The organism is Amycolatopsis vastitatis, assembly GCF_002234595.1.
GTDB classification, from domain to species: domain Bacteria; phylum Actinomycetota; class Actinomycetes; order Mycobacteriales; family Pseudonocardiaceae; genus Amycolatopsis; species Amycolatopsis vastitatis.
In genome coordinates, this window is record NZ_NMUL01000094.1 from 1 (window position 1) to 11,377 (window position 11,377).

Annotated in this window: 10 protein-coding genes; 1 reads left to right on the top strand and 9 read right to left on the bottom strand. The window is 67.8% G+C overall.

The genetic code is table 11. The annotated features are described in order from the left end of the window. Positions 1-253 precede the first annotated feature (253 nt). Complete coding sequence (locus CF165_RS49195; RefSeq protein ID WP_158226974.1) at positions 254-1,891, top strand: recombinase family protein; 1,638 nt, start codon at positions 254-256, stop codon at positions 1,889-1,891. A gap of 63 nt (positions 1,892-1,954) precedes the next feature. Here CF165_RS49195 and CF165_RS50970 read toward each other — a convergent pair whose 3' ends face one another. From CF165_RS50970 to CF165_RS53335, 9 genes are all read right to left on the bottom strand, one after another. Beyond that, positions 1,955-2,908 carry a hypothetical protein gene (locus tag CF165_RS50970; protein WP_143268935.1) on the bottom strand — a complete coding sequence of 318 codons (954 nt, stop codon included), beginning with the start codon at positions 2,906-2,908 and terminating at the stop codon, positions 1,955-1,957. A 21-nt stretch (positions 2,909-2,929) separates the two neighbouring features. Then, entirely contained in the window at positions 2,930-3,115 is a 186-nt protein-coding gene (locus CF165_RS49200; protein WP_093954493.1) for a hypothetical protein, read from the bottom strand. After that, positions 3,108-3,551 (bottom strand): hypothetical protein, encoded by a 444-nt coding sequence (locus CF165_RS49205; RefSeq protein WP_240522208.1) that lies wholly within the window; start codon positions 3,549-3,551, stop codon positions 3,108-3,110. Before CF165_RS49205 ends, CF165_RS49200 begins: the two co-directional genes overlap by 8 nt. Further along, on the bottom strand, positions 3,533-4,450 hold the full coding sequence (locus CF165_RS49210) for a LysM peptidoglycan-binding domain-containing protein (RefSeq protein ID WP_093954494.1): 918 nt from the start codon (positions 4,448-4,450) through the stop codon (positions 3,533-3,535). Before CF165_RS49210 ends, CF165_RS49205 begins: the two co-directional genes overlap by 19 nt. A 54-nt stretch (positions 4,451-4,504) precedes the next feature. Next, positions 4,505-4,774, bottom strand: a complete 270-nt coding sequence (locus CF165_RS49215) for a hypothetical protein (protein WP_093954495.1) — start codon at positions 4,772-4,774, stop codon at positions 4,505-4,507. An 87-nt stretch (positions 4,775-4,861) separates the two neighbouring features. Continuing rightward, positions 4,862-5,392, bottom strand: coding sequence for a hypothetical protein (locus CF165_RS49220; RefSeq protein ID WP_143268937.1), 531 nt, complete (start codon positions 5,390-5,392; stop codon positions 4,862-4,864). A gap of 44 nt (positions 5,393-5,436) precedes the next feature. Further along, positions 5,437-7,905 carry a hypothetical protein gene (locus CF165_RS49225; RefSeq protein ID WP_093954497.1) on the bottom strand — a complete coding sequence of 823 codons (2,469 nt, stop codon included), beginning with the start codon at positions 7,903-7,905 and terminating at the stop codon, positions 5,437-5,439. Next, on the bottom strand, positions 7,906-8,628 hold the full coding sequence (locus CF165_RS49230; RefSeq protein WP_143268939.1) for a hypothetical protein: 723 nt from the start codon (positions 8,626-8,628) through the stop codon (positions 7,906-7,908). Between the two features lie 134 nt (positions 8,629-8,762). Further along, a partial coding sequence (locus CF165_RS53335; protein ID WP_240522209.1) for a phage tail protein occupies positions 8,763-11,377 on the bottom strand: 2,615 nt, incomplete at its 5' end.

Here is an 11,377-nt window from a genome sequence, read left to right on the forward strand (position 1 = left end):
CGGGATTTCAACTTAGGTTCCTAAGCCATGATCGGAACCCAAGTAGATCATGGTGCTGGACCTGCGGAAACGCGGGTCCAGCACTACCTTGTTCGGCCCCTGTGGTGCACCTGGTCGGATAGACTCGGTTCGCACATCATGGGGTCCAATGGCGACCATCGCCCAGCGAGTTGCTGGGGGTTTGTACGTGGGTAAGGCACTGAACCGCAGGTTGTCGCGGTCAATCACTGGGGAGCTTCCGCCGCTGTTCGCGGTGATCTACGCCCGGGCGTCGAACGAGACGAAGGCCCGGAAGGTCGCGGTGTCGACGCAGATCGCCGTCGGCCGGAAGTTCTGCACGGAGCACGGCATCAAGGTCGTGGCCGTCTTGGTGGACAACAACCTGTCGGCCTCGCGGTACGCGACCGAGGAGCGGCAGGACTACAACGAGGCCCTGCGCCTGCTCTCGACCGGGCAGGCGAACCTGCTCTGGACCTGGGAGAACTCCCGGGCACAGCGCAACCTGTCGATGTTCGCCCGGCTGCGCGAGATCCTGGAGAAGGTCGGCGGCTACTGGGCCTACGACGACCGGATCTATGACATGAACGATCCGGACGACCGGATCGACACCGCCGAGGACGCGGTAGACGCGGAGCGGGAGTCGGAGAAGATCCGCAAGCGCGTCCGCCGGGGTGTCGAGGCCCGCGCGCTGGAGGGCCTGTGGGCCGGGCCACTGGGATACGGCTACCGGATCATCTACGACCAGCGCACCGGCGAAGCCGCCCGCACGGTCGACCCGGAGACGGCGCCGATCGCCGAGGCGATCGTGGACCGGCTGATCGCGGACGGCAACGAAACGGCACTGGTCCGGGAGCTGATCGACGCTGGCGTGCCGTGCGCCCGGGGGCACATGTGGCGGGCGGACCGCGTGAAGAAGCTGGTGCACCTGTCGAAGGACCCGGTCGGCTGGGCGAAGTTCATCGACACGCTGACCGCCGAGCAGCGGGAGGCCGCGTATGAAGCGCTGGTGCGAGTGCGCACGGACAGCCCGTCGCAGGTCGCGCAGCAGATGAACCGGGAACAGTGGGTCCATCCGCTGCCGGGCCAGTGGAACGGGGCGAAGGTCCGCAACATCGCGCTCAACCCGGCCCTGGCCGGGTTGAGGGTGTTCCGGGGCGAGGTCATCGGCAAGGGCACCTGGGAACCGATCATCAGCGACCGGAAGCGGGCGCTGATCGTGGCCCGCCTGGGCGACCCGAGCCGCAGCACCGTGCGGGACGGGACGCGGATCAAGTACCTGCTGACCGGGATCATGCGATGCGGGATCTGCGAGCGGCCGACCCAGAGGACGCCGAAGGCACGCGCTCGTCTCGGGTACCGGTGTCCATCCGGGCACCTGGTCCGGGACATGGAGCGCACCGACGCTTACGTGGTCGAGGCGGTGTTGACCCGGCTGGAGTCCGAGGAGGCGCGGGAGCTGTTCCGCTACGAGGACCAGGCCGACGAGCTGACGAAGGCCGTGGCGACGGCCCGGGAGCTGCGTGCCCGGCTGGACGGGTTCACCGACTCGGCGGCCAGCGGCGGGATCTCACCGGATCGGCTCGCCCGGATCGAGGCCAAGCTGGTCCCGCAGATCGAAGCGGCGGAGGAACGCGTCCGCCAGATCGGGGTGTCGCCTGTGGTCGCGGAACTCCTGGGAGCCGATGCGAGGACGGTGTGGGCCGGGCTGTCGCTGTCGCAGCAGCGGGAAGTCCTGCGGGCGGTGGTCGTGCCCAGGTTGCTGCGGACCAAGGGTGGGCACGCGCCGTTGAACCCCGAGGACATCGAGCTGACATGGCTGGGTGCACCGGCCGCCCTCCCGCGGGTGGATGACCGATTCGACGACGAGGAGTCGCTGAGCGAGGTCAGCTGAGAATCCTGCGGACCTGAACCCCGGCACCGGCTTCGCGGGTGCCGGGGTTCAGGCAGTTACATGTCAAGCTTGCGACTCTCTAGCCATCGCCTCCTCTGTAGCTCGATCGAGTCGCGACTGTGTGTCTTGATCACTCTGTCGACGAAAGAAGCCGTAGGTGCCAATGCTCGGGGCATCTTCAAAAACGAAGCCGACGCGCTTGAGTAGCTTTTCTTCCAGAGTGGCTATCTGGTGCCACATCTCCTTTGTAAACTTCCCAGTGCCGGATTCGCGAACATCTGGAACCGTTGCAAGGAAGTCGATCCGCTCGGTCCAATGAGATCCAACGAAGTCGTCCCAATTCGCCCGACCGAAGCGATCTAGGTCCCGTTCCGGGTAGCCTCGGCCTCGTCCGCTCAGCGACAAAGCGCCGCAGTAATCGAGCACCTTGGCAAAGTTGGAGACAACTTCAAGGATCCTGGCTTCGAAGAAGCGCACGTCGGCATGACTCTGAGGATTCGTCATTGCCTCGAAAACGCCACAGTTCAAGGCATGCAAGCTCCCTGTTACCGATTCGCCTTCCGCCATCTCCGACGCTCCATAGCCAAGTTCGTACAGCGCTCGCTCAATGCGGTACTCCTCCAAGGCGGTGCCGCCGAGGTAGCGAAGCTTCCAACGCCATTCTGATTCACCATTAAGTCGTCCGGGACTGACGGTTTCCCCGTGTGCTTCCAGGGCCAAATGCCCCGCCTCGTGCGCAAGAACCCGTTCAACATCAAGATGCGAAGCTTCTCTCAGGTACTTGCTGTTCACGACGATAACCGACGCCTCTGGTGTTACGATCGTCTTCGCTGCGACTTCGCCACTTCCACGCCGTATAGTGTACGCGGAAAGGGAACTGTCCAACCGTCGAACGGCGCTCTGCAGATCATTGGCTGCCACAACTTCGGCGTCGGGACGACCCATGCGCGCAAGTCCGCGCCGCATCGCCTCGACTACATCGTCGTCTAATGCGGGCCCTTCGATGGTCAGGTCCATGCAGGACAGGCTAAGTCACAGTCACTGCAAACCCGCGGATTGGAGCACCGCGCGGACGGTCGGTCCGAAGATGCAGGCGAGCCGGTCGCGCTGGGCCGGAGTGAACGGAGGCGCGCTGGCCGCCGCTGCCCGCGCCGCCTGCAGCTGGGCCGGGGTCAGCACGGACGCCGGGTCGGTGATCGCCGTGGCGGCGGCGGGTTCAGCCACGGTCGGCCTCCCAACTACCGGCTTCCCCGGTCAGAGCCTCTCCGGTGGTCTGAGCCGGGGTGAGCGGCTGTCCCTGTCGGTTGCGGGGGTCGGCCAGCGGGGTGACCTTCTGCTCAGTGGAGACGACGACACCGAACGCGGCCAGCAGGGTGACCAGGCCGGTGATGACGCCGGTGACGGCGTTGCCCTGGTCAGCGGTGAACAGGCCGGAGCCGACCAGGCCGGAGACGACGGCGGTCAGCGCGCCGACGATGGATCCGGCGATACGGAGCGGGTAGCGGGACATGGTGGTGTTCTCCTTGGGTGTGCGGATGGGCAGGGTGTCGAGCAGGTCGTAGGCGCGGACGAACGCGCGGGCGGTTTTCCAGGCCAGCCAGGCGGCCAGGACAAGCAGCAGCAACCAGCCGCCGCCGGTGGTCACGGGAGGGTGAGCCACTGGCCTGCGTAGATCCGGTTCGGGTTGGCGATGCCGTTGCGGGCCGCGATGGCGGCCACGGTGGTGCCGAACCTCGCCGCGATCGCGGACAGCGTGTCGCCGGGCTTGACCTGGTAGCGGCGTCCGCCGCTGTCGGAGCCGGGGCCGGGCAGGCGGAGGGTCTGTCCGGCGTAGATGAGGTTCGGGTTGGCGATCCCGTTGAGTGCGGCCAGGGCGGCCACGGTGGTGCCGAACCGGGCGGCGATGCCGGAGAGGGTGTCGCCGGAGCGGACGGTGTAGGTCCCGCCCGTGGCCGGCGGGCTCGGCGGTGCCGGGGGCGCGGGTGGCGGGGTCGGTGCTGAGCCGTCGAGGGTGAGGTTGCCCAGCGACCAGGCCCCGACGGTGGCGTTGCGATCCACATGGCCCGGAATGCCGGGCACGGTCCCGGTGGAGGTGTGCTGGTGCAGCGCGAGGCGCGGGTGTGCCCAGCCGGGGTTGCCTGGGTCGCCGTTGTAGCGGGCGATCCAGAGGAACACGTCGGCGTCGGCCCACTCGTCCGGGTGCAGGACGTTGCGGTACCAGTCGAGGTTCGCGTAGACGAGTACCCGGCGGACGCCGGTGGCCGCGCGCAACCGGGCGATGAAGTCGCCGACGAACCCGTCCGCGCCGGGCCGCAGTTCCGCGGCTTCCATGTCCAGCATCGGCGCGAGCGACCCTCCGCCCAGTAACCCGTTGGCGCGCAGCGAGTCGGCGAAGTGGCCGACCTGTCCGGCGATGTCGCCGGAGCGGGCGAAGTGGTAGCCGCCCAGGGCGATGCCGGCGGCGCGGGCCGCCGGGATGCGTCCGGGGCTGGTGGTGTCGGTGGAGTTCGTGCCTTCGGTGAGCTTGAACGAGCAGTACGAGATGTTGTTGCCGCGCACGGCGTTCCAGTCGTTGACCGGTGTTCCAGTGCGAGACGTCGATGCCGTAGTCGGTCAGAGCTGTTCTCCTTGCTGCGTGGATGTTTCCGGATGGATGGGTCGGTTGAGCTGGGCGCGCAGGGCGCCGACTTCGAGCAGCAGCCGCGCGTTCTCACCGCGCACGGCGATCAGTTCGGCCTTGACCGCGGCGAGTTCGGCCAGGACGTCGCGGGTGTGGGTGGCGCGGTCGTCGAGCAGCGCCTGATAGCCGGTGTGCAGCGCCGTCAGCGCTTGCTGATCGGTGGTGGCCTTGGCGGTGCGGACGGCGCGGCGAGCGGCGAGCAAGCCGGTGAGGGCGCCAGTAGCAGGGCCGAGGAATGCCGCTAGCGCGGTGAGCCATTCCGGGGTCAGCGGGCACCCCCAGATGTCGGGTCAGATGCCGACGTCGTCGACCCACAGGAAGGACGGTTGCCCGGCATCGGCGCGGAAGTCGGTGCTGCCTGAGCCGCCGGTGCGGCGCACGAAGAACCCGACCGTGACTTGGCCTGCGGGCAAGCCGGCGGCCTCGGCGATGATGACCTTGGGACCTTCCCAGTTGCCGGGCGTCCCGCCGGAGGTGTCGCGGTAGTAGAACTGGGTGCCGGTGTTGGTGACGGTCGCGGCCGCCGCGTAGCGGCCCCAGACTCCGAAGTAGCTGGTATCGGCGGCGACGTTCTGGTAGTCCATCGTGAACCGGTAGCGTCGACCGTTCTGCGCGGTGAACGTCACCGCTTGGATCAGGGTTTCGGTGGTGAACGCGGACGGACCGACCCCGGTTGTCCGGCGGGACCCGGCGATCCGGCCGAGAGAACTTGCCGTGGCTGCTTCGAGGACGCGGAGTCGGGCGTCGAGGTCGCGGATGTTCGCCAGCGCCTTGTTGTATTCGGCTGCCACGGCAACGGTGTTCGCGACGGCATCCGTCATCGGGACGTTGGCCAATAAGCTGTCCTCCGCTTGCGGATGAGGGTTCAGTTCCAGATCAGGCTTTGGTCCCACCGGCCGTATGGGGCGGAGTCCCAGATGCCCAGGCCGGGCGGGCGAATCAGTTCGACGCTGAGGGTGTCGACGAGCCCGCTGTCCCGGGTGAGCTTGCGGTTGATCCCGAAGATCTGTAGCCGCAGCGCGCTGCCGACGCCGTCCGGGTCGTCGAGGGCGAGCGTGTCCGCGAGCTGAAGTCGCGGGTCGCCAGGCATCGAAACCTGTTGCGTGGTGGGGATGGGCTTCGCGGTGCGGGGCAGCAGGACGGTCAGGAGTCCGTTGTCGTTGTAGCTTTGCTGGTACCACTCGCCGGTGGCTTCGTAGTTGCGGGGCCCGTACTTGGCCACCGAACCGGCATCGGCGGTGCGGAAGGTCTGATCGCTGCCTTTGATGATCTGCGTGCCGTCGATCCGCAGTGTGGGCCGGTTGTCGTTCTGGACGGCGCTGCCGTCGCCGTTGCCGACCGCCAGGCGGGCAGTTTCGGCCCAGGGGTTGTTGATGCGCAGAACGAGCATCCCGTCGTTGTTGAAGAACGCGTAGACGTCCAGCTCGACGTTGACGAAGTTCGGTTCGTGCCAGCCCTCGGGGTAGAGCAACTGCATGACGTACCCATGGTGCGACCACTGGTCGCTCCACTGCAAGAACTGGTTGCCGGTCGGCGTGCCCAGCGGGATGGTCGTGTGCCGCGGCAGGCGGCGTGGCTCGGCGAACTGGACGTCATCGACGTAGAGGATGAAGTCTCGCTGGGTGGAGCCGGGAATGATGAACTGGTCGACCGACTGGGCCTCGTAGATGCGGCCCGCGCTGGCGGTTCGTTTCGACGCGCTCACCGAGTAGATGTTGCGGACCGAGTCCAGCGAGTTGGTGATCTCCAGCCCCCTCAGGGTGTCCAGTGAGACGGTCCGGACAATCCGGTCCTGCTTGGCGCGAACAGTGGCGTAGTTCCAGAACCGGAAGACGCCGTTCTCGTCCCAGAACACCGAGCCGAACTCGGCGGCGGCCAGCTTGGTGATCACGTCCCAGGCGTCGGTGCCGTTGACACCGGGGTTGAACGAGAGCGTGTTCGCCCCGCGATCCAGGACGGCGGCGTAGCGGGCTTGCCGCCATAGGTTGGTTTCCGGTGCGAGGGTCGCTTGGTAGAGGTTGCGGTAGGCGTAGGCGATGTCGAACATCGCGACGCGGTGGCGAACCAGCAGGAGACCTTGCAGCGGGTCGAACGGGTAGGTGTTCGGGTCGAAGTTCGGCCCGATCGTGGTGTACCCGGAGTTGTTGACGCCTGCCCGGATGTACGCCTTGATCCCATCGCCCTGAGAGATCATGACCGTGGCGTAGACCTCGACGCTCTCCTGACCGGAGGGGATAGTGACCCGGGCGGTGGTCGAGAACCGTGCGGTGTTCTCGTTGTAGACCTCCAGCCAGACCTGGTTGGCCTCAAGATGGATGCGGAACACGTAGTTCCCGCCCGCCCGGTACTCGTACAGCACGGTCTCCGGGGCGGTCACGTAATAGGTCGAGTTCGGGAACCCGAGCGCGGTCGACAGGACCAGGCCGAGGAAGTGTGAGCCCTCGGCGCGGGTCAGGTCGCGGTTGGCCACCCAGTACTTCGTGAAGTCGCCGTCGCCGTTGGTGCCCATCGCGGCAAACGCCATCGCCTTGATGCTCTGGTCCGGCGAGGCGGGGTGGGGCTGGGCACTGGCTTGATACATCGGCACCCCGTCGAGCGGGTAGGTGATGGACGGGGCGTTGTCCAGCCACCCGACCGTGGGATTGATCCCGCCGTTGGCCGGCACAAAGACGCCGACGCCGTCCAAGGAGCCGTCCGGGACGTCCAGCTCGGCCCGGGTCGTCGGCCGGTAGCGTGTGGCGGAGGTGTCGCACTGCTGCAAGCAGGTCTCGATGAAGCACGCGGTATCGGCCTGCTGCGCAGTGATCCGGCCGAGGTTGTTCCAGTAGTCCGACACCGCCCACGGCGCGAGGACAACGGGACGGCGCAGCTTCTCCACCCGGTCGAGTGCGGCGATGTGCACCTCGCCGGTGGACCGGTCGATGTCGATCGTGGTGATGTTTCCGACGAACTGCGGGTACCAGACCGTGCCGAGCGGCGTGTCGACGCCGATGTCGAAGAGGCACTCGGTGCCGATCTGCTGTTTCGTGTAAAGCGGCGAAAGCCCGTTGTAGGGGCTGAACACCGCGTCGAACCCCAGCCCGGTCGTCTCGTCGCGACCGGCGATGGTCACGCGCAGCTCGGCGGCCGAGGAGCCTTCGATGAGCATGATCTCTTCCGGCGCGGAGCCTTTCAGCGCGCGGTCGATCTCGGCTTCGAGCACGTACATGGCCAGGAACGACAAGGGGTGGTCGTAGCCGCTGGTGCCGTTCCAGTCGCAGTTGAACCGCCACCGGATCCGGCGTTCGTTGTCGGTGATCGCTGCGTCTGCTGCGACGCCGCCTTGGTTCTGCACTCACGCCTCCAGCAGGGTGACCGCCACATCGGTCAGCGGGTATTGGGGCGAGGTGCCGGTGATCTGATCGATCAGGACTTTCGTGCTGGCGCCGCCGAGTTCAGCCGCGGTGGCGACGTTGCCGTATTCGACCTGGGGTGCGGCGAAGGCCGTGTTGTAGGTCTGCGCTGTGGGGAAAACGAATCCCGGGCGCAGCGCGGCGGTATCGGCCGCCGGCGTGTGGGTCAGGGCGAACCGCTGCCACGATGTCGTGACATTCGCGGTCTGCGTCAGGCCACCGGCGATCGGGACACCGAACTTGTCGATCTTTTCCAGGTGCATGGTGATCGATCGGGCGGCGTCGGCCTTGAGGTAGACGGAGAAGGTCACCGGTTCGCCTGGAAGCACGGGGATGAACTTCTTGCTGCCGTCCGGGATCAGGTATCCCGGTGCGGTCGAGACGTTCGTGATGCGGAACGTGCGATTGCCCGCCGGTGCCACAGCCGAGGGATAGTCGAGGACGTACTCATAGCTAGCGCTCAGGGCTTGCCAGCCGTAGTCCTGGACTCCGTGGATGTAGCCGGTGCTGCACTGCGGCGAGAGCAGGTTCTTACGTAGCGGGCTGATGAGGTAATGCGGGCCCCGGATGTGGCGCAGGTAGAGCGCTCGCAGCCACGCGTAATCCGGCTCGGACAGGTAGGCGAAGGTGAACCGGTATTCGGTGCGGAAACCGGTGATGTCCACGACGCGCGCGCCGTTGAGCGATTCGTGAACTCCGCCGAACCGCTTCTCTGTGGTGGTCAGGTCTGGCTCGGGGACCGGGAGAGCGCGCAGCTCACCCAGCCACCCGAGGTACCACCTTCCTGGATCGAACGGCATCAGCCTCGTCGTGCCTTTCGTGCGTTGGACTTGTTCACCAGCCGCGCGACCCCCGTTCCGTCGACGGTCATCCGCGCGCCGTCGAGCGCGGCCAGAACCCCAGCGGTCACGGCGTCGGCAATCCCGGCATGGCCCGCGTCCCCAACGGCCCCCGCAGCGGCAGGAGCGAACGCGGCAACCGGCCCGGCGCCTGCGGTGCTGCCGGGCAACGCCGTGACCGACCCGGAGACGTCCACCGGCAGCGACGCGGTCAGGCCGGTGAGGTAGTCGCGGATCTGCGGCTCACCGTCCCGCAACCCGGCCAGCAGTCCGTTCATGATGAGACGGCCGTTGCCGGACAACAGGACCTTGTCCCGGGCGGGCGGCCCCTTCCACGAGGTGATCCAGTTCGTGAGCTGGCCGAGCTTGTCTTTCACCCAGCCGAATCCGGACGAGATCCCGTCGACCAGGCCCCGGATGAGGTTCTTGCCCGCCTGAAGCAGCAGCCCGCCCAGGTCACCGAGCGCCCCGAGGATGCGGCCAGGCAGAGAGGCGAACCACGAGAGCAGGCCGCCGATCCCGTCGGCGACGACCCCCTTGATGGCGCCCCAGATGCCGCCGAGGATGTTCTTGATCCCCGACCAGGCTTGGCTCCAGTCGCCAGAGATCAAGCCCATCACGACCTGAATCACGCCCTGGATCACTTGCATGGCACCGGAAATCACCGCGACGATCGCGGTGAAGATCGGCTGCACGACGTCGAACAGGGCCTGGATGATCGGGATCAGGAACTGCGCGATCTGCGTGATCAGCGGCGCGACCGCTGTCACCAGCGTGGCGAACAGCCCGGCGGCCTGGGTGATGATCGGCAACAGGCTCGTGATCAGCCCGAGCAGCGGCGGCAACAGGGCCGACACCAGCTGCAAGATCGGCGGCAGGATCGGCAGCAGCGCCGTCACGATCGACAGGAACGCCAACGCGAGCGGCGGGATCACCGGCAGCAACGCGGACAAGATCTGCCCGGCGATCTGGCCGAGCAGGGTTCCCACCTGCGTGAGCACCGGCGTGGCTGTGGCCAGGGCGGAGCCGACGACCTCGGCGAGTTGCTGGATCGTGGACACGATCAACGGCAGGACCGTCATGACCGCCTGCAGCGCGGCCAGCAGCACGCTGGTGAACAGCCCGGACAACGCGGAGATCAGCGGCAGCACGGCCGACAGCGCCGACAGGAGCGCGCCGCCGAGCTGGCCGATCAACGGCGACAGCGCCGTCATCAGCTCGCCGAGAGCGGGCGCGGCGAGCTGGAGCGCCTGCACCAGCAGACCGCCGAACTGGCTGATCAGCGGGGCCAGGGTCTGCGCGAGCTGCACCAACGCCGGGGTCAGGGTGGTGATCGCCCCGCCCAAGGCGCCGCCGAGCTGGCCGACTAGGGCCGCCACCGCGGGGGCCAGCGCGGCGACGATCGGGGCGAGCGCCGCCGCAGCCGGCACCAGCACCGCGGCGAGGGCCTGCGCGGCGGCACCCAGCACCGGCGCCAGGGCGCCGATCGCCTGCCCGAGCGGCGCGAGCGCGGGGGCCAGCGCGGCGAACGCTTGGCCGATCATCGGGCCCAGCTGGCTGATCGCCGGAGCGATCGAGGACACGATCGCCTGGCCCAGGGCCACGAGCACCGGCAGCAACCCGGTGCTGATCGCGTGCAGGCCGTCGAAGATCTGCACCAGCGCGGTCGCGCCCTGCGCGGAGTTGACGAACGCGGCGATCTGCCCAGTCAGCGTCACCAACGTGGACAGCAGCCCGCCGCCGCCGGTGTTCGCCGCGGAGAACACCGCGTACACGACCTGGCCGAGGTTCTTCAGGACCGTGACCAGATCCCCGACCGCCGAGATCCCGGCCGACAGCCACTCGCGCATCTGGCCGGACTGGCGCGCCTGGGCGATGAAGTCGGCGAAGCGCTGGGCCCCGTCGGCGAGGCCGGCCCCGAAGGCGGGCAGGAACTCCGCGCCCACGGCAGCGATGTCGCGCAAGGCTTGCAGCAGCGGCTGTATGCCCTTGCCCAGGTTGCCGACCGTGGCCGAGGTGGCATCCAGGATAGAGGTGACGTCGGCGACGGTGCGGCCTTCGCGAGCGAAGGACGCGAACCCGCCCGCGCCGACGTTGAGGCCGGTGGCGACCTTGCCCAGCTCGGTCCGCAGCAGCGGCAGATACGTCCCCGCCAGACCGGTGATGTCCGCGGCGAGGCCCGCGAACAGGTGCTGCTGAACCTCTTGCCGCACGCCGAGCAACGCAGGCTGCAGCGCGTGCACAGCGTTCGCGGCCTGGGCCATCGCCGGGGCGAAGTCCTTGATGGCCTCGGCGTACTTGTGCGGGTCCGACTCCTTGACCGCGTCGGCGAACCCGGCGACCCCTAGCTTCAGCGTGCCGATCGCGGCTGCGGCGGCGAGGCCGGCGGCCGGGACCAGCAGCAGCGACCCCGACGCGGTGAGCGCGACCTGCCCGATCCCGCCCAGCACTGTCACGGCCTGGCCGATCGCGGCGGCCATCGCGCCGTACTTCAAGACGGCGGCGCCGACCGTCAGCGTCATCCGGGTGAACTGGGCGGTGGTGCGGGTCAGCCCGTCGTCAAGCTGGCCTAGGT